Below are 20647 nucleotides of genomic sequence, written 5' to 3'. Positions count from 1 at the left end.
GACAAATGTCAGTATCGAAAATTCAAATCCTTAAATTTGAGTTGATTACTAAAAAAATGCGTGATTTTGAAAGGAACAAACATTGAACACAAACTTCAAAACATTAGAGAAAAGAAAGGAAACCATGAGAGGATTTTAGCGGAAGTCCAGCAAATTTTGCGGGAAGATGCATTGAAAGAATCGAAAATATCCGATCAGCTCAATTCCAAAAACAATACTCGTAGCAATGAGTTTGATTTTGATTTGTTGGAAACCGATAAAATCTTCCATATCGATCAAATCAAGGACATCTGTATTGCTTACCGATTACGTTTTTTGAACAGTTCTTACTTTAAAGGTGAAATTCCACAGGAAGCCATTTCCAAAATAAAGCACTTGGAAACTGCCCACAATACCGAAATCAAAGGATTTAAAATTATGGCTCCTTCCAAATTGTTCAAACTGGAAGATAAGGACGACCCTTTACTCTTCGCTCCCATTGGAAACGACTATTTCTATTTGATCCACAAATGGGGAAACGATCTACACCCCTTGCGAAAATTGTTTGCATGGCCATTTAAAAACATTGCAAACCTCACGTTGGTGGTCCTTTTGGTCAGTTATCTTGTAACCTTAATGATCCCTGAAGGCCTATTCTCCAAAAAAAGCACCACGGCAGAGTTTTGGATCATCTACTTTTTTATGTTCAAATGCATAGCATCCATAGTTATTTTCTACGGATTTGCACTGGGAAAAAACTTTAACCCAGCTATTTGGAAAAGTAAGTATTTTAATGCCTAGGCCGTAACCGCGTACATTTTTTCGCGCTGCTCTTTTATGGACTTGTCGGACATGTAATCATCAAAGCTCAAGTAACGGTCAATAGCGCCGTTGGGTGTCAACTCAATGATCCTGTTTGCCACCGTGTTCACAAACTCATGGTCATGGGTGGTGAGCAAAATTGTTCCTTTAAAGTTCTTCAAGGAGTTATTGAAGGCGGTAATACTTTCCAGGTCCAAGTGGTTGGTGGGCTCGTCCAACATAAGTACGTTGGCACGGAGCATCATCATTCGGCTTAGCATACAACGTACTTTTTCTCCACCGGAAAGCACAGTGCATTTTTTCAGGGCCTCTTCACCACTGAACAACATCTTGCCCAAGAAACCTCTTAGGTACACCTCTTCCCTTTCCTCTTCCGTTTTGGCCCATTGACGTAGCCAGTCGACTAGGTTGATATCCTCCTGAAAGAAATCGGAGTTATCCGCAGGTAAATAGGATTGGGTGGTGGTCACACCCCATTGAAACTTACCACTATCTGCCTTTGTTTTTTCAGCGATTATGTCGTAGAAAGCCGTGGTCGCACGTGAATCCCTGGATAAAATGGCAACTTTATCGCCCTTCGCCAAGTTGATGTTCACATCTTTGAACAATAAATCCCCATCTTCCGAAGTGGCCGATAATTTTTCAACATTCAAAATTTGATCCCCAGCTTCGCGCTCTCGGTCAAAAATGATGGCAGGATATCTTCTGCTTGAAGGCTTAATATCTTCAACCTTAAGTTTGTCCAACATCTTTTTACGAGAAGTCGCCTGTTTACTTTTGGCGACGTTGGCACTAAAACGCTGTATAAACTCGTTAAGTTCCTTGGCCTTTTCCTCGGCTTTTTTATTCTGTTGGGCTCTTTGGCGCGCTGCCAATTGGCTGCTCTCGTACCAAAATGTATAGTTTCCTGAAAACAGGTTGATCTTTCCAAAATCGATATCCGCAATACTGGTACAAACGGCATCCAAAAAGTGCCTGTCGTGAGATACCACGATTACCGTATTATCGTAGTTGGCCAAGAAATTCTCCAACCAGTTGATGGTATCGTAATCCAAATCGTTGGTAGGCTCATCCATGATCAACACATCAGGGTTTCCGAACAGGGCCTGTGCCAGGAGGACACGTACCTTAAGTTTGGAATCCAGGTCGCCCATGTTGGTATAGTGCAGGTCTTCCGTAATGCCAAGATTGGAAAGCATGGCAGCTGCATCACTATCGGCATTCCATCCGTTCATCTCCTCGAACTTCACTTGAAGCTCACCTATTTTCTCAGCGTTCTCATCGGTATAGTCCGCGTAGAGGGCATCAATTTCCTTTTTTATCTCGAACAAGGGCTTATTTCCCATTACCACGGTCTCCAATACAGGGTACTCGTCGTATGCATTGTGGTTCTGTTCCAGAATGGACATCCGTTTCCCAGGTTCCAAATGTACATGGCCCGAAGTAGGTTCGATTTGCCCGGATAATATTTTTAAAAACGTAGATTTACCAGCGCCATTGGCACCAATAATACCGTAACAATTCCCTTGGGCAAAGGTTACGTTAACCTCATCGAACAAAACTCTTTTGCCAAACTGTACGGATAAATTCGATACTGATAACATGCAACTATCTTTATTTTTTGCAAAAGTAGCTAAATAGGATTCGTAATTCTAATTTAAAAGCGCATATTTGAACGATGAAAAATCGCCGTTTAACAACATTTAACTACCCCTTAACAAGTTTGGCTTCTTGGGTTGCTTACTTTTGATAGTCAAATGAATCGTTCCCTATATATGGTAAGATTTTTACTCAGCCTTATCTTATTGTTATCGCTCGTATCGTGTTCTGATTCTCCAGAAAACGGTTCTTCAGTATATTTTGGGGGAGAAATTGTAAACCCTACAAGCGAGTATGTCGTGCTCTACCACAACGATTCTTATGTGGATTCCGTAAAGCTCGATGATAACAATCACTTTGCTTTTCAACTTGACGGTATAGAGGACGGACTTTATCATTTTGACCATACACCAGAACTTCAATACGTTTATTTGACCAAGGGCGACAGCCTTCTGGCCCGTTTGAATACGGTAGAATTTGATGAATCTTTGGTTTACTCCGGAAAAGGAAGTGAAATCAACAATTTTTTGATAGAGATTTTCTTGACCAACGAGAAAGAAGAGCCTCTTATAAAGGAGTATTACAGCTTAACCCCTGAAGCATTTAGTGAGAAAATAGATTCCTTGCATGCCATTAAGGCTGCTTTGTTGAATGAACTTAACACTGACAACCAATTTACACCTAAGGCTTTGGCCATGGCAGAAGCTTCAATTGACTACAACACTTACGTTAATAAGGAAAAATATCCTTTCTACCATAAAAAGGAAACTGGGGAGGAAACCATTCATGAGCTTGGTGAGGATTTTTATGGTTACCGAAAAAATATCGATCTCAATAATAAGGACCTGACGTATTTTAGACCTTATTTTGATTTTATGAAATGGCACTTCGGAAACATGTCCTACATGACTTGTTTGGAAAACTGCTCTACCAACAGACAACCCGTCAGCGACAGATTGCACTTCAATAAACATAAGCTCACTTTGGTGGACAGTATTGTGAAACAGACGGAGCTAAGGGATATCCTTTTCAGAAATGTTGCGATGGATTATTTGTTAAGGGAACACAAGCCGAGTGAAGAGGCCACCGTGTTTATAGATAAATTTAAATCCCTTTCCACCAACGAGGAACATCAAGAGGAAATAGATTTATTGTACAAGGGCATTAAAAATTTGCAACCAAACACCGCTATCCCCAATATTGCGGTAAAGAACATCAATAATGAATCTGTTTCCTTAAAAGATTTGGCCAACAATAAGAAAAATACAGTTTTCTATTTTTGGACGGCCGATCAAAAGAGTCATTTTAGAAACGTAAATAAACATATTACCTCCCTCGAGGAAAAATATCCTCACTATAACTTTGTTGGCATTAACTTAAGGACCAATTTTAGCCAGTGGAAGCAACTCATGGACGATTACAAACTGGACACGAGCAAGCAGTTTTTTGGCGAGAATTTTAAAGAGTTACAAATGGCCATGATCATAGATGGTCTCAACAAATGTGTCATCGCAAAGGACACCGTTGTAGTAGATGGGTTTGCGAACCTGTATACTTCCCTATAAAAAAAAGCCCCGAATTTTCATTCAGGGCCTCTTATCTTAGCTTTTATCTAGATTCCTTATTAGGAATTTCCTTTTTTATAATCTTCCAAGAATTTGGCCAATCCAATATCGGTCAATGGGTGCTTTAACAATCCATCTATAGAAGACAATGGGCCTGTCATAACATCGGCACCAAGCTTGGCACAATCAATTACGTGCATGGTGTGGCGGATGGATGCAGCCAAGATTTCAGTTTCAAATCCGTAGTTGTCATAAATCAAACGGATTTCCGCTATCAAATTAAGACCATCGGTGGAAATATCGTCCAATCTGCCCAAAAACGGAGAAACGTAGGTTGCTCCCGCTTTGGCGGCCAATAGGGCCTGGCCTGGTGAGAACACCAATGTACAGTTGGTACGAATACCTTTATCGGAAAAATATTTCAATGCTTTTACACCATCCTTGATCATAGGAACTTTCACTACAATCTGCTCGTGCAGCTCTGCCAGCTCCTCACCTTCTTTGACCATTCCATCAAAATCAGTGGCCACTACCTCGGCAGAAACATCTCCATCAACAATATTGCAGATATCCACATAGTGTTTTAAAATATTATCCTTTCCTGTAATACCTTCTTTCGCCATTAGGGAAGGGTTGGTGGTCACACCATCCAACACACCCAATTCTTGGGCTTCCTTAATTTGGTCAAGGTTGGCAGTATCAATAAAAAACTTCATTTCTAAGTATTTATAATTGGTTCGCTAATAAGTGTAAAATTACAACTTATAATGGTTGAGGAGCAATTTTTCGTAGACTTTGTCGGGTAAAATCTTCTTTAACCTAAGGGAAAACTTTTGTAAAAACGCACCCACTGGGTTATGTATCTTTGGTTTTTTCCTGTTGATGATCTTATAAACCGCCTCGGCCACTTGGATGGGGTCTCCCCCACTGTCAACGTCCTCATCGATTCCTTTTAGGGTTTGACTGTACTTTTCTTCATAAGCGGAACCTTTGATTACCGGAGAGTGGTATCTGCCCGATGCAATATTGGTGGCAAAATCACCCGGGGCCACATTGGTTATGGTTACGCCAAAATCCTTGGTTTCCATGCGCAGCGCTTCAGTGATCAGCCCCAAAGCGCCTTTGGTGGCAGAGTAAAACCCTCTATATGGTAGCCCCATATAACCTGCTATGGATGTAATATTGATGATAACTCCCTTTCCCTGCTTGCGCATTTGCGGCAAAACGGCTTTCATTACATGTACGGGGCCATGAAAGTTGGTGTCGAACACATGGAGTATTTCTTCGTGGGGCGTCTCTTCAATAGGTCCTGTGATACCCACACCTGCATTGTTGATCAATACATCCAATCTGTTTTCCTTGGAAATGATGTAGGAAACGGCATTTTGAATGCTTTCGACATCTTTCACATCCAATTGAACAAGTTCAAACTCCGTAAAATCGGGATAGTTTTTAGGATTACGCGTAGTACCATAAACAGTAAATCCTTTTTGGGTCAAGTATTTCCCGATAGATTTACCAATACCTGAAGAACCGCCTGTGATCAGTACAACTTTTTTATCCATGATCATCTGATTTTTGGGTACAAAAAAGGGCAAGCTACCTACATCGCACCGCTACGACCGCATACCCTTGCTGCGTTCCCGCCCTGGGGGATTCTGCAGGAGCTGGTCGTGTAGGACTTGCCCGGCCGCAAATATACGACCTTTTAAATTTGTGGCAATCCCAATTCATTCTTAATTTCGGTGTTTTACGATCAATAATTTATGATACAAGCAATAAGAACAATGGGCAAACTTTTTTCCATTTCAGGAGCATTGCTCTTCTTTTTGGCCTGTGGCGGAAATGCAGACCCGGCCAAGAATTTTTCCATTCAATTGGAAAACAAAACCATACAGCAAAATGGGCAATTAGGCGTGACCCTCAAGAACAAAAAAGACATCGAGATTTCTGACCTGCACTATTATATAGACGATAAGGAAATGCCCGTTGAAAATGGCAAATTGACGTTGGACCTACCCGCCTTGGGGAACAAAACTTTGGTTGCCAAATTTAAAATTGAAGAGCAGAACGTGGCGGTGGAAAAGGATTTTAGGCTATTGGCCGCTGCAGCCCCAGAGGTTTACACCTATGAAATTGTAAATAGTTATCCCCATGATACAGGTGCTTACACCCAAGGATTGGAGTTCCACGAGGGCACTTTATACGAAAGCACTGGAAAAAAAGGCGCTTCCACGGTTAGGAAAGTCAACTTTGAAACAGGTGAAGTGCTTCAGCAAATAGATATGGATGCTTCCGTATTTGGAGAAGGCATCACTATAATGAACGATAAGCTTTACCAACTTACCTGGCAGAGCGGTTTAGGTTATGTATACGATATATCCAATCTGGAAAAAATCAAAAACTTCACCTATGGCAAAAGTCGCGAAGGATGGGGCCTTTGCCACGATGATGAAAAAATATTCAAGAGCGACGGTACCGAAAAAATTTGGTTCTTGGATCCGGAGACTTTGGAAGAGCAAGGTTATATAGAAACGGTAACCAACAAATCCATTTTTAATATGGCCAATGAGTTGGAGTACGTTAATGGGAAGATCTATGCCAACGTCTACCAAAAGGAAAGCATGATGATCATTGATGCGACCTCTGGTGCTATTGAAGGTGTCATTAACTTTGGTGGACTCAAGAGCAAAGTAAAAAAAGGCCCAGAATGGGACGAGGGCAACTCCGTGTTGAACGGGGTGGCCTACCATCCGGAACGGGAGACATTTTTTGTGACAGGAAAAAATTGGGACAAGTTGTTCGAAGTGGAAATCCGTAAAAAAGACTAATGAAAACATATACGGAATCCTTTGATGTAATCCCAAACGACCTGGACGACCTCAACCACGTAAATAATATCAGATATGTGGAGTGGATTCAGGATATTTCCAAAAAGCATTGGACGCATGTGACAACGGAAGAGATTCAAAATTCCATGATCTGGGTGGTCCGGAACCACAATATCACCTATCACAAATCCGCCGTATTGGGAAACACCATACTAATAAACACCTTTATAGCAAGTAACAAAGGGCCTATTTCCACACGAGTCGTGGAAATCAAAAACAAAGAAACCGATGAGCTTTTGGTAAAAGCGGTCACAGAATGGTGTTTATTGGATGCCAAAACCTTTCGTCCCAAACGGGTTCCAAAGGAAATTGAAGCGCTTTTTATGCGTTAAAGCCCTCCCAAATGTTATAAGATGCTGTATTTCATCGAAATATAGGCGTATATTTTAAAATCCACTACCCAAAATTTTGAAGCGGGTCCAACAAATTGTAATATAGTAGTAAACCAAACACGAACTAAACCTATTTGTTGAACCAACTAAACGCAACCTTTACCCAATTGACATTCCAAATTTTCCAGAATTCCACCCCATAAAATCGGATTAAAAAATCATGGGATTCGTTACAGTTGAATCCATTTTAACGATTTTTTATGGGAAAGTGTAGGAAAATAGCCCGTTTTAGGAAGAAACCCATAGTTTTTTTAAGGGAAAACTGCAATGAGTTTTTTTTGTGCGTTAGTAACTTGCAATCAGCAAATTGCACATGGAATACACCTACAACATAATCGATTCGGACGCATCCTCAAAACTACAGTTACAGCTGTATTTGGAGGAGTACCAAGATTTGGTTTGTGCGGGTGTTGACACCACGGCTCCTTCCGGTCTTAATTCCATTTTAAAATACAATCCGGACCTGGTGCTTGTCAATCTCGGGGAAGATGGTATGGATTACTTCCAAATGGTTACCGAACTCAACCAGTATATGCAGACCCTACCCCTTATCATAGGCTATGCAAAATCAAAAAAATACGCTTACAATGCGATCAAAAGCGGTTTTTTCGATTATTGGATCTTGCCGCATAACGAGTTCGATATCAGAAAAACGATTCTACGTTTAAGAAAACTGCACCCAAAGCAAGATACACCCTCTACGATTTGTCTGAAATCCTATAAAGACTATCGGTATCTGGACACCAATAACATTCTATATCTAAAATCCGATAACAACACCACGGATTTTTTTATGAAAGACGGCAGTGTCATCAGTGCGTTCAAGACCTTAAAGTCCTTTGAAGAAAAGTTGCCTAAGAATTTTATACGTGTGCACCAAAGCTATATCCTTAATAGTAGCTATGTTTCACGTATTAACTACGGTAAATCCATCTGCAGCCTAAAAAATGGTGAGGAAGAGGAACTTCCTTTTTCCAAAACCTATAAGGATAAAGTGGATAGGCTTAAAGAAATGCTCTCCAAAACCACAACAAACACCCTTAATTAGCAGAATTCTTTCAGATTACGTTAGAATTCTTTCAGATTCCCTGCAAATACTATCCCCCATTTGTAAGTAGCCTTTCTGCTCAAAATGCCTTCTATTTTAGTGGTATAGACCTAATATTTACACCTAAAAACAAACATTATGAGAAAAGTATTTAGCATTTTAGCATTGGCACTATTGACCGTTGGATTCTACTCTTGCGAAGCAGAAAGTGATGTACAGGAAACCGAAGCAATGTTCCAGCAACTACAAATGGACCAGAATGCTACTGATGGTGATGTAGTTGATCCAGACGATCGCACTTAACAAGATAACCGCCCCATTTACTTTTGCCAAAGATGAAATCAATGCTACGCACAACTTTGTACCTGCCTGTTTTATGTATAATGTTCTTAAATGTAACTGATACAATGGTTATGGACAATCCCAGTATCCGAACTAAGAAAGAAAGGGTGTCCACTATTACCAAGAGGAAAAGTTTAATTCATCAAGTACGTATTGGCATAGAAAATAAAAGTCGAAGGCGTTTGGCCAGTAGTTTGAGCGATGAGCGTCAACTATAATTAGACATCTATATTGACCAGAGCCCCAAACCTTAAGAGATTTGGGGCTTTTTTGTTACCTTGGATTTTATTTAATGAACTTATTCAACTTGAAAAACGGAACCTATTTACTATTGATCCTTCTTTTATGGGGATGTACACAGCAGACCTCCGAAAAAGAATCGGTTTCCAAATCTAAGGTAGATTCTATTCAAGAACTGATCAGTATTGCCAAAACGGCCAAGGAACTCCCATTACAGGATAGAAAATCTTACTTAACGGATGCTGAAAAACTGACTACTGAATTATCGCAGGACACCGTTCAGTTAAAACAACTTTCGGAAATTTCGCTTGCTTACAAAAGATTAGAGGATTCCCTTGAATTCAGGAGGACAAATAAATTGCTCTTGGAAATGTCGCAAAACTTGAAAGACAATACCATTCTAGGGTACTCGCATTGGGACTTAGCTGGATTTTTCAATTCCCAAGGGGTTACGGACAGTTCATTTTACCATTACAAAAAAGCATTGAAAAGTTTTGAGCAATTACCTGTAGATTCCACATCAAAATCACTCAGAGCCCGCATTTTTTATAGTATGGCCAGAGTACAGGATTCCTACAAGGACTACTTGGGCGGCGAAATTAACGCTACTGCCGCAGTCAAGATTTTTGATGACCTTGAAGACAATTACAGATTGTATAATGCTTACAATATATTAGGTGTTTTGGCCAATGGAATGGGGGACAGTGAAAAATCAATAGCCTCATACAATAAAGCCAAAGAATATTTATACAAATCTAATAGGGCTGACAATAGTAAGCTGATATGGAAGATCGAAAACAATATTGCCAGTGTTTATCTAAATTCTGGTGATTTCGAAAAAGCAAAACAATCTTATGAACAACTACTGAATGATAACAACCTGAAATCAGAGTTGCCGGAAACCTACGAAAAAGCACTGGGCAGTCTTGCCTATGCCATACTAAAAGTTGACAATAATACCGAGCAGGCAGAACAACTTTTAGAAGAAGCTTTTTTAATTAATTCTTTATCTGGTAATCGTTACGATAAAGCGCGACTTAATTATTTTCGCGCCGAAATATTAGCTACCAAGGGAATGACCGATAAGGCAATAGATGAAGCCAAAGAGGCTTACAGCATTGCCCGTGAAACCTATAACAATGATCGATCATTGGATGCCCTGAGATTACTGAACAGATTGGACCCTGCCCATTCACAATCGTATTTCGAGGAGTATTTTCAATTAAATGAAGCTATTAAAGAGGAGGAACGCACCAAGCGCGACAAGTTTGCCCGTATTCGCATGGAAACGGATGATATTATCGAGGAAAATCAAATCCTGGCCAAGGAAAAGCAAGTATGGATATATGCCGCAATGCTGCTCGTTGTTTTTGGTATCGGCTTTATGGTCATTGTTTCGCTTTATGTAAGCAATAATCAATTAAAATTTAAACAGCGTCAACAAGAAAGCAACCAAGAAATCTATAATTTGATGCTCTCGCAACAAGGAAAGCTGGAGGAAGGGAAACAGTTGGAGCAAAAACGTATTTCTGAAGAGCTACACGATGGTATTTTGGGAGAAATGTTGGGCATACGCTTGATTTTGAGCGGGCTTAACGAACGTGAGGACCAAGCCTCCATTGAACAAAGGGCAGCTCTTATTGAAAAATTGCAGGGAGTTGAAGAAGAAATACGGACCATTTCCCATGAACTTAACCATGCCTCCTATGAAAAATTCCATAATTTTATAGTATCGTTGGAAGATATGATCGATGGTATTGAAAAATCTTCCGGGATATCTTGTTCCTTTACCTACGACAACAAAGTACCTTGGGACAATTTACTCGGGGACATTAAGATCAATACATACAGGATTATTCAAGAATCCTTGAAAAACTGCGTGAAGCACGCAAAAAGTAAAAATGTATCCATTTCATTTACCGTAGTGGACGATATTTTAAAACTTACCATTGTAGACGATGGTGTTGGATTTAATATTGATAAGAAAAAGAAAGGAATCGGCCTTAGAAATATAATTTCCAGGGTAAAAAAGATCAAAGGAAAGTTGGATATTGATAGTAAACCAGGAATAGGAACTGAGATTAAAGTAATGATACCTGCCAAATACATGGAATTGGGTGTCACAGAGAAAATAAATGCACTAAATGCCTAAATCCCCCATTAAAAAAAGATAAAACCTACAATGAAAACATTGAGAATACTGGCAATCGATGATCACGAAATGACCATGCTAGGGTATAAGTTTATACTCGAAGGCATCGAATTTGAAGGATACAATATAATTGTTGATACAGCCACCTCCTACGATACGGGAAAAAAACTGATCGAGGACTCGGTAAATTCTTTTCAGTACGATATTTTGTTCTTGGATGTTCAATTATTTGCCCCTAATGAGGAGCAACCTTATACCGGTGAAGACTTGGGAATATTGGCCCGCAAGATTGTACCTGATAGCAAAATTGTTTTTATGTCTTCTTTTAGTGATAATTTTCGAATCAACAGTATTTTAAAATCCGTGGACCCCGATGGATATTTGGTAAAGACCGATATAGACCCAAAAACGCTTGAAGATGCAGTAAAAACAATAATGTTGGATCCGCCGTATTATTCATCCAAGGCATTGGGAGCCATTAGAAAGAAAATGGCCAACGACATTGAAATTGATGAAAAGGACAAACAGATTCTCTACCATCTTTCCAAGGGAACCAAAAACAAGGATCTGGAAAAATTTATTAGGCTCTCCCCCTCCTCCATTGAAAATAGGAAGCGCCACTTAAAAACATTGTTCGGCACCGAGAACGAAAATGATTTGGCGTTGATTTTGGCGGCAAAAAACAGAGGTTTCATTTAATGGACCATACCTAAAAAAGACTAAGCGCATACCATTTGTGGTTGGTTTAAGTTTAAAATCACCATAAAATCTTACAAACAAGGGGAAAACCCCAGAATTTTTAAGGATTATCTGTAATCCTATGCAAAAGATTCATTCTAATTTTATGTTGAAAGAAAATTGGAATTCAATCAACATGCCGTTCCCTAACAAATTCAACAATAAAAACAACGCTCAAGGCGCAAAAACATACGAGGCCACAGAGGGCTTGGATGATTTTTTAAAAGTCTTGGAAAAGCACTTTTTTGCCAACGCCAAACTTCGTTGCAAACAAAATAGGGTTGAAGGAAAGCTGGATTTGGTGATTGACCTACATTTTAATTTTGGCATAACGGATTGCCTAAGACATTTTAACAATGGCGACTGGGTCAATTATTCCTTATCCGAAGAAAGCAGTACCGATATTTCACTTGTAGTAAGTGGGGCCCTAGATAAATTAAATGAACAAAGTACCTATCCAGCAGATATAATGGAAATATCCATGCACTTTTTGGATACCTCCATAATTATAACAAGACTTTATCAGTACAGCATACCGGAACAAATCGGTGCCCTTTTAACCACCATCGGTAAGCACTTCATATATTTCACCAAAGGATTGACCGAAATGCCGTATGAAGTTTTTATCCCTGTTTTTGAAGACACCTCCATAAATAGCAACGACTGTATCGAATGCAACTACTTTGACTATTGGGGCTTGTACTTTGACAAAAAACAAGAGCACGAAGCCCTTATTTACTCTCTTGGTAAAAAGAAACTTTATGAAGAGGGTATTTCCCTATATGAATAACCTCACAAGCAAATACTAAACACTGAACAAAGGTCGCGATTTCATTAAGTCGTTGACCTTTTGTTTTATCTCGGCTACCTTCTTCTCGTTCTCCGCATCGGTAATAATCTCATCTATAAAGCCTACAATGGTTTCCATATCGGCTTCCTTAAGACCTCTTGTGGTAATGGCCGAAGTTCCAAAACGTATTCCAGAGGTAATAAATGGAGATTTATCATCAAATGGAACCATATTTTTGTTGGCGGTAATAGCAGCGTGCTCCAATACCTTTTCTGCATCTTTGCCCGTAATACCTTTGTTTCTAAGGTCTATCAACATCATGTGGTTGTCAGTTCCTCCAGAAATCACTTTGTAATCCTTGTCCATAAACGCTTTGGCCATAGCAGCAGCATTTTTCTTCACTTGGACCATGTAGTGCAAAAACTCATCGGAGAGTGCTTCGCCAAAAGCAACGGCCTTGGCAGCGATTATGTGCTCCAATGGACCTCCTTGGTTACCAGGGAATACCGCCAAATCCAAAAGACCCGACATTTTTCTCAAGTTTCCATTTTTTAGTTTGATACCAAATGGGTTTTCAAAGTTTTCTCCCATCAAAATAAGACCTCCGCGCGGACCGCGCAGGGTTTTGTGGGTTGTGGTGGTAACAATGTGGCAATGTGGGATAGGATCGCTCAAAATACCTTTCGCGATCAATCCTGCGGGGTGGGATATGTCTGCCAACAAAATAGCGTCGACACTATCCGCGATTTCACGGAAACGTTTAAAATCCATATCCCTGGAATAGGCAGAGGCACCGGCAATAATCAATTTGGGCTTTTCCTTATCGGCGATTTCCTGGATTTTGTCATAATTCAATAAACCAGTTTCCTCATCAACACCATAAAAAACGGGATTATACAACTTCCCTGAGAAATTTACGGGCGAACCATGGGTCAAATGCCCCCCGTGGGACAAATCGAAACCTAAAATAGTATCTCCTGGGTTAAGGCAAGCATGGTAAACGGATGCATTGGCCTGTGAGCCTGAGTGCGGCTGAACGTTTGCATAAACAGCACCGAACAATTCCTTGGCTCGGTCTATGGCCAACTGTTCCACTTGGTCCACCACTTCGCAACCACCATAATAGCGCTTTCCAGGGTATCCTTCGGCATATTTATTTGTAAGTACGGATCCAGCGGCTTCCATTACCTGTGGACTTACAAAGTTTTCGGAAGCTATCAGTTCAATACCTTCCAACTGTCTTTCTTTCTCTTGCGCTATAAGTTCAAAAATTTTCTGGTCTCGTTGCATGTTGCCCATTGTTTAATTAAGGGCGTAAAATTACGAATTGAAAGGGGATTTCCATCTATTAAAATGCAATCGGGACCTAATTTTATCAAACGACAATTAACAATTTTTAAAAAAATGGAATGAGGCACTGGACTACTGTTTTCAAAGCTTTTTATCAAAAATATACTACCGTGCGTCCTTTTTCGTTAATAGGGTGAGGATTTTTGGCACAGCTATTGAATCTCCCTAAACAACCATAAAGTTGACCAGTATGAAAAAAGTTTTACTCTTAACCACGATTATAGTTTTAAGCGCTTGTAGTGGCGTAAAGAAAACACAGGAGGCCCTGAATACGGGTAATTATTCCGCGGCCATGAACAAGGCCATTAAAAACTTGGCCGAGAACAAGACCAAAAAAGGACATCAGGAATATATTATTTTATTGGAAGAAGCATTTGCCAAAAACACCCAAAGGGAACAGCAGGAAATTGCTTTTCTCCAAAATGATGGTAACCCATCCAATCTGGAGACCATCTACAATAAATATTTGCAATTGAAGCAGATTCAACAACGCATTAGACCGCTATTACCATTGTATATCGAAGACGAGGGAAGAACGGCCGAATTCAGTTTTGTGAACTACGATAACAGAATTTTAAACACCAAGGACGACCTTTCCGAACATTTGTACCAAAACGCTTTGAATCTATTGGCATCTGCCAAATACAAAACCGATTACAGAACCGCTTACGAAGATCTAAAGTATTTGCAGGAGATAAATCCAGGGTACAGGGAAACCGTCGCCAAAATGGATGAAGCCTACAATAAAGGATTGGAGTTTGTTAGGGTTGATATCGCAAATCAGACCCAACAGATCATTCCTGAGCGTTTGGAAACTGAACTTTTGGATTTTAATGCTTTCGGTATTGACAATTTCTGGTTGCAATACCACACCAATCCTTTGGAAAGCGTAAAATATGATTATGCCATGAATCTGGATTTCATGGAGATCAATGTGTCCCCTGAGCGTATCAACGAGACACAGGTGATTAAAGAAAGACAAATCAAAGATGGATGGCAATACCTTTTGGATGCTGATGGAAATGTGGTGAAGGATAGTCTGGGTAACAAAATAAAAGTGGACAAGATGCGAACTGTTACTTGCAAATTGTTCCAGTTTACGCAAACTAAAAGTGCCCAGATCGGAGCAAAAATCAGCTTTACGGACCTTAGAAACGGGCAGGAAATCAATTCCTACCCCCTGTCCAGCGAATTTATCTTTGAACACATCTTCGCCAACTATCAAGGTGATAAGAGGGCTTTGGAAGATGATTTGATGCTGTACTTGAACGCCAGGGAAGTTCCATTTCCCTCCAACGAACAAATGGTCTACGATGCAGGAGAGGACCTAAAATTGCGCCTCAAGAGCATTGTCTCACAATATCAGTTCAATTAAAAAAAGCCCCGTTGATTCGGGGCTTTCGTTTTTATAAGTACTTTGTAAGGTCCGTATCCGAAATGGCACCGTGCGAAGTGTGAAAAACCACCTCTCCGTTTTTAATGATCAATAGTTGAGGGGACTCGTGCCTAACCCCGAACTTGTCCTCAATTGCGTTGGACACATCCCTATGTTGCTGTATCGTTAAAAAATACAGGTCTATATCCAAATCTGTATCGTAAGACTCGGTGAACATGTTCAACACCATTCTACTTATACCGCACGTACTGGAGTGCTTGTAGATCACCTGAGGTTTGTTTTTTGAGTTTTCCGCGATCGCTTCCAATTGGTCAAAAGACTCCAATTGGATCCACGGCAATGCTTTCTTTTCCTTTTTTGTTTTCTCCTTCTTTCCGAAGACGCTGTCAAATATTCCCATAATGCAAATTTATGGGATAAGTCGTGAGTGAACAAAAAGCTTACAACTGACTAAATGTCCTGTATTTAAAGGGTTTGTCGGACATTTTGACGGTAGGGGCGCATTGGTAAGGTTGTTGACATTATAGAAAAAAACAACGACTATGAACTTTAATAATTTTACGATAAAATCACAGGAAGCCATTCAGAGGGCCCAGCAATTGGCCCAAGAATTTGGGCATCAACAGATTGAGAACGAACACTTGTTCAAGGCCATTGGCGAGGTCGATGAAAACGTGTTGCCTTTCATATTGAAAAAATTGAACGTCAACACCAACCTTATCAACCAAATATTGGACAAGGAACTCCAAAGCTTTTCAAAAGTTTCGGGAGGGGAAATAATGCTTTCCAGAGAAGCAAGTAAAACAGTGAACGAAGCAAGTATCATTGCCAAAAACATGGGCGATGAATATGTTTCCGTTGAGCACTTGCTATTGGCTATTTTCAAATCCAAAAGTAAAATCGGGCAAATCCTAAAAGATCAAGGCGTAGCCGAAAAAGATTTGAAAGTAGCCATACAGGAACTTCGCAAAGGTGGTAAGGTCACCTCACAAAGTGCGGAGGAAACCTACAATTCCTTGGACAAATATGCGAACAACCTTAACCAACTGGCCGACAGTGGAAAATTGGACCCCGTAATCGGCAGGGACGAGGAAATCCGAAGAGTCTTGCAGATTTTGTCCAGACGCACCAAAAACAATCCTATGTTGGTAGGTGAGCCCGGTGTGGGTAAAACTGCCATTGCCGAAGGTTTGGCCCACCGAATTATTCAGGGTGACGTGCCCGAAAACCTTAAGGACAAAATCATCTATTCTTTGGACATGGGTGCACTTATCGCAGGTGCCAAATACAAAGGTGAGTTCGAGGAGCGTTTAAAGGCGGTAATTAAAGAAGTAACCTCATCCGATGGGAACATTGTTCTCTTTATTGATGAGATTCACACCTTGGTAGGTGCAGGTGGCGGACAAGGTGCCATGGATGCCGCAAACATCCTGAAACCTGCTTTGGCCCGTGGCGAATTGAGAGCCATAGGTGCCACCACTTTGGACGAATACCAAAAATATTTCGAAAAAGACAAAGCCTTGGAGCGTAGGTTCCAAAAGGTTATGGTGGACGAGCCCGATACCGAGAGCGCCATTTCCATCCTAAGGGGTATCAAAGAAAAATATGAGGCACACCACAAGGTTCGTATCAAGGATGATGCGGTAATCGGTGCGGTGGAACTTTCTCAACGCTACATTACCAACAGGTTCCTGCCCGATAAGGCAATCGACCTCATGGACGAGGCCGCTTCCAAACTTCGCATGGAAATCAACTCCAAACCCGAGGAATTGGATGTGATGGACAGAAAGATAATGCAGTTGGAAATTGAGATCGAAGCCATAAAAAGAGAAAATGATCAGGCCAAATTAAAAACCTTGAATTTGGAGCTCGCCAATCTTAAAGAAGAGCGTAACGAGATCTTTGCCAAATGGGAGAGTGAAAAAACGGTGGTGGACAACATCCAAAAAACAAAGGAGGATATTGAAAACTACAAGGTAGAGGCAGAACGCGCCGAGCGAAATGGCGATTACGGCAAAGTAGCGGAATTACGATACGGTAAAATCAAGGAAGCCCAAGAAAGACTGGATAAACTTCAGGAGGAATTAGCGGAACAACAATCTGCAGGCACATTGATCAAGGAGGAAGTAACCTATGAGGATATTGCCGAAGTAGTTGCCAAATGGACCGGTATCCCCGTGAACAAGATGATGCAGAGTGAACGGGAAAAACTCTTGAAACTGGAAGATGTACTGCACAAACGAGTAGTGGGTCAGGATGAGGCGATCATTGCGGTTTCCGATGCCATTCGAAGAAGCAGGGCAGGATTACAAGATGCCAAGAAGCCGATAGGCTCCTTCCTATTCCTAGGTACAACCGGTGTAGGTAAGACCGAGTTGGCAAAAACCTTGGCCGCCTATCTGTTCGATGATGAAAATGCCATCACACGGATAGATATGAGCGAATACCAAGAGCGTCACTCGGTGAGTAGATTGGTTGGTGCACCTCCAGGATATGTGGGTTACGATGAAGGCGGACAGTTGACAGAAGCTGTAAGACGCAAACCCTATTCCGTAATCTTGTTGGATGAGATTGAAAAAGCACACCCCGACACCTTCAATATCCTATTGCAGGTATTGGATGAAGGTAGGTTGACCGATAACAAAGGCCGTGTGGCAGATTTCAAGAACTCCATTATTATAATGACCAGTAATATGGGCAGCCATATTATTCAAGAGAAGTTTGAGGATGCAATAGACGTGGACAGTGCTTCAGAAGCCGCAAGGGTCGAAGTTTTGGGGTTGCTCCGCAAGACCATTAGACCGGAGTTCCTAAACCGTATAGATGATATCATCATGTTCACTCCGTTGAGCAAATCCGATATCAAGGATATTGTTAGGCTCCAATTGGACAACTTGAAGAAAATGTTGACCAAGCAGAACATCACCTTGGATGCGACCGAAGAAGCTGTTGCCTATTTGGCTGAAAAAGGATACGATCCCCAATACGGTGCAAGACCCGTAAAACGATTGATTCAAAAAGAGGTCTTGAACAACCTTTCCAAGGAATTATTGTCAGGAAAAATAACCTCCGACAGTATTGTACTCTTGGATTCTTTCGATGATGAATTAGTGTTCAGAAATCAGAATGAATTGGTGGAATAACACCAAATCACTTTAGAAACAAGCCCTTACTGTGTTAAAGTAGGGGCTTTTGTTTTGAAAAATACCATACAGTATCTGATTTTTTATATCTTAGTTTCCACCAACACCAACCTTACTATAATGACTAAGAAAGCAGAAAGGACCACCGCTTATATCATTGAGACCGTGGCCCCTATTTTCAATAAATTCGGCTATGTAGGTACCAGCATGAGTGATTTGACCGAGGCCACAGGTCTGACCAAGGGTGCCATATATGGGAATTTTGAGAACAAGGAGGCATTGGCGTTATCCGCATTTGAACACAATCGAAATATACTGTTGGAAGCGATTGACAATAAGTTGGAAATCGGTTTGGAAGCATTGGATAAATTATTCTCCTTATTGAACTTTTACAAACAATATGATGTTTTCACGCTACCAATGGGGGGGTGTCCCCTATTAAATGTTGGGGTAGACGCACAGGGCAACAACAAACTTTTGGCCGCTGCCGTTAAGGAAACCATTAAAGAGATAGAGGGGAAAATCGCCCTTGTTTTGGAAAATGGAGCGAATAAAGAGGAGATTAAATTGCCTGTACCGCCTTTGCAATTTGCCAAACAAATGTTCACGATGATTCAAGGAGCCGTAGCCATGAGCACCATGACACAGGACCGAAAATATTTGGTCAATACCATAACTTATTTGGAATACTTGGTGAAGCAAGAGCTTAAGAAGTAAATTAGTTCCCTTTTACCCTGAATATCCAGGTTTTGCCATCATACTTTCCAAAAAACTTACTATCTCGGGCCTTTCTGGCCTCGCCAATAGTATTGTATCGCTCCAAATACACGTAATTGTACTTATTGAAGCTACGGTAGAATGATTTGGGCTCCAAACCTTTCTCCCTGAGCGTCTTCATAAAATTATCAAAGTACTTTTTGGTGCCATAAACATTTGCTATCAAATAGAAACCGGGTTCCAGGCCTTCTTCGTTTTCCACTTCCTCATAGCGTTCATTCGGTTGCACCTCCACTTTTTGATTTTGAAGACGTTCAATGCTATCCTTTTTTCGCTGCAGTTCCAACTGCTCTTTAGTTCTTTGTACTTCGGCCAAAGAATCCTTTTTTCGTTGCAGTTCCAATTGCTCTTTAATTCTCTGTACTTCGGCCAAAGAATCCTTTTCGCGTTGAGCTCGCCTCCTTGCTTCTAGTTCCCTTTGCTCCTGTTCTAACCTTTGCTGTTCAATTTCCTCTTCAAGTTTGTTCGATTCTTCATTTTTCTCTTCCTTCTCCCTGAATTTTGTTTTTCCAATGTGATAGGATGCAACAATTTCGATAGTGGGGTCTTCTTCACTTATTAAACTGTCCGTACCAAACTCCATAAGCCCTCCGATGGAAAATGTATTCGAGATAGTGACGCCTAATCCTCCCGAAACACCATAAAAACTATTGTATCCGCCCTGTACCCAAAATTTTGAAGTGGAGAACAAACCGTTCAATCCGAATTGGGTATCACCATTGGGAACCGATTTTACATAGGCTATTGGACGAAGGTAACTATCACCCAAACCTTCGGACAACATCAAAGGAAAGTCGTTGCTCAGTGTTCCCGTAAAACTTTGGAAGCTTTCCATGCTTTCACCGTTATTTCCTGAAACGTTGAAACCAATGGCATTTTCCATGGCCAAACCCACACTAAACGTATTCACCGACAAGCGTAATCCAGGTGAAAATTGCACCTTAAAGCCTTCAAAATCTTCCAATGCAACTGGATCCAACACATCCCTTTGAACATATAGTTCATCGGCAACGGTTTGTTGATAAGCAAAAGTGTTCAATCCAGCCATCAAACGTATACCTTCATCCAATTCAAAAGTTTGGGAAAAATTCAAATTCCCGCCCGTGTAAAGAAACACTCCCGTATTATGCTGTAAAAAACCGGCCGCTGCTATCGACCTACTACTTATTTGGTGGGTATAATTGGCAAAAATGGTCGTTGGATCCCCATCAATACTCTGCCATTGCCAACGGGTCCATACCGAAAGGGAATTCGGTTTGTTCCAATCCAGAGCATAGGTAGGATTGAACAGACTGGCATTGAATTGTGTAAGTGAATGCTGCCTAAAATCGGATGGCAATGTTGTTTCTTGCCCCCAGACCAAAGTGCAAACTGTCAATGCAAACAAATAAACCAAAAACTTGGGCATACGAGAAAATGAAAA

The 20647-nt window shown here is 40.8% G+C and carries 18 protein-coding genes and 1 other RNA gene; 12 read left to right on the top strand and 7 right to left on the bottom strand.

Annotated elements, in window-relative coordinates:
- The first annotated feature begins 60 nt into the window (after positions 1 to 60).
- Positions 61 to 780 carry a hypothetical protein gene (locus J0X13_RS03835; protein ID WP_207070129.1) on the top strand — a complete coding sequence of 240 codons (720 nt, stop codon included), beginning with the start codon at positions 61 to 63 and terminating at the stop codon, positions 778 to 780.
- Here J0X13_RS03835 and J0X13_RS03830 read toward each other — a convergent pair.
- Positions 777 to 2405, bottom strand: coding sequence for an ABC-F family ATP-binding cassette domain-containing protein (locus tag J0X13_RS03830; protein ID WP_207070128.1), 1629 nt, complete (start codon positions 2403 to 2405; stop codon positions 777 to 779). The genes J0X13_RS03835 and J0X13_RS03830 overlap by 4 nt on opposite strands.
- A 171-nt stretch (positions 2406 to 2576) precedes the next feature.
- Between J0X13_RS03830 and J0X13_RS03825 the strand changes: the two genes are divergently transcribed.
- Positions 2577 to 3965, top strand: coding sequence for a TlpA family protein disulfide reductase (locus J0X13_RS03825; RefSeq protein WP_242535607.1), 1389 nt, complete (start codon positions 2577 to 2579; stop codon positions 3963 to 3965).
- Between the two features lie 59 nt (positions 3966 to 4024).
- Here J0X13_RS03825 and fsa read toward each other — a convergent pair whose 3' ends face one another.
- The 3 genes from fsa to ffs all read right to left on the bottom strand — a co-directional run bounded on the left by fsa (position 4025) and on the right by ffs (position 5653).
- Positions 4025 to 4681 carry a fructose-6-phosphate aldolase gene (gene fsa, locus J0X13_RS03820; protein ID WP_207070126.1) on the bottom strand — a complete coding sequence of 219 codons (657 nt, stop codon included), beginning with the start codon at positions 4679 to 4681 and terminating at the stop codon, positions 4025 to 4027.
- A gap of 39 nt (positions 4682 to 4720) precedes the next feature.
- A complete protein-coding gene (locus J0X13_RS03815) occupies positions 4721 to 5530 on the bottom strand; it encodes an SDR family oxidoreductase (protein WP_207070125.1) in 810 nt (269 codons plus the stop codon).
- Positions 5531 to 5554: 24 nt separating this feature from the next.
- Positions 5555 to 5653: signal recognition particle sRNA small type (gene ffs, locus J0X13_RS03810), an RNA gene on the bottom strand.
- A 99-nt stretch (positions 5654 to 5752) separates the two neighbouring features.
- Between ffs and J0X13_RS03805 the strand changes: the two genes are divergently transcribed.
- The 7 genes from J0X13_RS03805 to J0X13_RS03775 all read left to right on the top strand — a co-directional run bounded on the left by J0X13_RS03805 (position 5753) and on the right by J0X13_RS03775 (position 12558).
- The gene (locus tag J0X13_RS03805) at positions 5753 to 6796 is read left to right on the top strand and encodes a glutaminyl-peptide cyclotransferase (RefSeq protein ID WP_207070124.1); all 1044 of its coding nucleotides are present in this window, start codon (positions 5753 to 5755) and stop codon (positions 6794 to 6796) included.
- Positions 6796 to 7188, top strand: coding sequence for an acyl-CoA thioesterase (locus J0X13_RS03800; RefSeq protein ID WP_207070123.1), 393 nt, complete (start codon positions 6796 to 6798; stop codon positions 7186 to 7188). The genes J0X13_RS03805 and J0X13_RS03800 overlap by 1 nt, the downstream gene beginning before the upstream one ends.
- 373 nt (positions 7189 to 7561) lie before the next feature.
- The gene (locus tag J0X13_RS03795) at positions 7562 to 8296 is read left to right on the top strand and encodes a LytR/AlgR family response regulator transcription factor (protein ID WP_207070122.1); all 735 of its coding nucleotides are present in this window, start codon (positions 7562 to 7564) and stop codon (positions 8294 to 8296) included.
- A gap of 138 nt (positions 8297 to 8434) precedes the next feature.
- Positions 8435 to 8599, top strand: coding sequence for a hypothetical protein (locus J0X13_RS03790; RefSeq protein WP_207070121.1), 165 nt, complete (start codon positions 8435 to 8437; stop codon positions 8597 to 8599).
- A 346-nt stretch (positions 8600 to 8945) separates the two neighbouring features.
- Positions 8946 to 11030 carry a tetratricopeptide repeat-containing sensor histidine kinase gene (locus J0X13_RS03785; RefSeq protein WP_207070120.1) on the top strand — a complete coding sequence of 695 codons (2085 nt, stop codon included), beginning with the start codon at positions 8946 to 8948 and terminating at the stop codon, positions 11028 to 11030.
- 30 nt (positions 11031 to 11060) lie between these two features.
- Entirely contained in the window at positions 11061 to 11729 is a 669-nt protein-coding gene (locus J0X13_RS03780; RefSeq protein ID WP_207070119.1) for a response regulator transcription factor, read from the top strand.
- A gap of 121 nt (positions 11730 to 11850) precedes the next feature.
- Positions 11851 to 12558: a hypothetical protein gene (locus J0X13_RS03775; RefSeq protein ID WP_207070118.1), complete on the top strand. Its 708-nt coding sequence runs from the start codon at positions 11851 to 11853 to the stop codon at positions 12556 to 12558.
- A 15-nt stretch (positions 12559 to 12573) separates the two neighbouring features.
- Here J0X13_RS03775 and glyA read toward each other — a convergent pair whose 3' ends face one another.
- Positions 12574 to 13848, bottom strand: a complete 1275-nt coding sequence (gene glyA, locus J0X13_RS03770; protein ID WP_313786329.1) for a serine hydroxymethyltransferase — start codon at positions 13846 to 13848, stop codon at positions 12574 to 12576.
- A gap of 250 nt (positions 13849 to 14098) precedes the next feature.
- Here glyA and J0X13_RS03765 point away from each other — a divergent pair, with 250 nt between their 5' ends.
- Positions 14099 to 15283 carry a hypothetical protein gene (locus J0X13_RS03765; protein WP_207070116.1) on the top strand — a complete coding sequence of 395 codons (1185 nt, stop codon included), beginning with the start codon at positions 14099 to 14101 and terminating at the stop codon, positions 15281 to 15283.
- A gap of 31 nt (positions 15284 to 15314) precedes the next feature.
- Here J0X13_RS03765 and ytxJ read toward each other — a convergent pair whose 3' ends face one another.
- Complete coding sequence (ytxJ, locus tag J0X13_RS03760; protein WP_207070115.1) at positions 15315 to 15704, bottom strand: bacillithiol system redox-active protein YtxJ; 390 nt, start codon at positions 15702 to 15704, stop codon at positions 15315 to 15317.
- A 142-nt stretch (positions 15705 to 15846) separates the two neighbouring features.
- On the opposite strand from ytxJ, the gene clpB reads away from it, so the two are divergent.
- Both clpB and J0X13_RS03750 read left to right on the top strand, forming a co-directional pair.
- Positions 15847 to 18447: an ATP-dependent chaperone ClpB gene (gene clpB / locus J0X13_RS03755; protein ID WP_207070114.1), complete on the top strand. Its 2601-nt coding sequence runs from the start codon at positions 15847 to 15849 to the stop codon at positions 18445 to 18447.
- A 120-nt stretch (positions 18448 to 18567) separates the two neighbouring features.
- Complete coding sequence (locus J0X13_RS03750; RefSeq protein ID WP_207070113.1) at positions 18568 to 19164, top strand: TetR/AcrR family transcriptional regulator; 597 nt, start codon at positions 18568 to 18570, stop codon at positions 19162 to 19164.
- 1 nt (position 19165) lies between these two features.
- Here J0X13_RS03750 and J0X13_RS03745 read toward each other — a convergent pair whose 3' ends face one another.
- Positions 19166 to 20632, bottom strand: coding sequence for a PorP/SprF family type IX secretion system membrane protein (locus J0X13_RS03745; RefSeq protein WP_207070112.1), 1467 nt, complete (start codon positions 20630 to 20632; stop codon positions 19166 to 19168).
- Positions 20633 to 20647: the final 15 nt, after the last annotated feature.

It is taken from the genome of [Muricauda] lutisoli (nom. illeg.), assembly GCF_017313105.1.
In the GTDB taxonomy this organism is placed as follows: Bacteria; Bacteroidota; Bacteroidia; order Flavobacteriales; family Flavobacteriaceae; genus Flagellimonas; species Flagellimonas lutisoli.
This window is presented reverse-complemented; position numbering and strand designations above follow the sequence as displayed.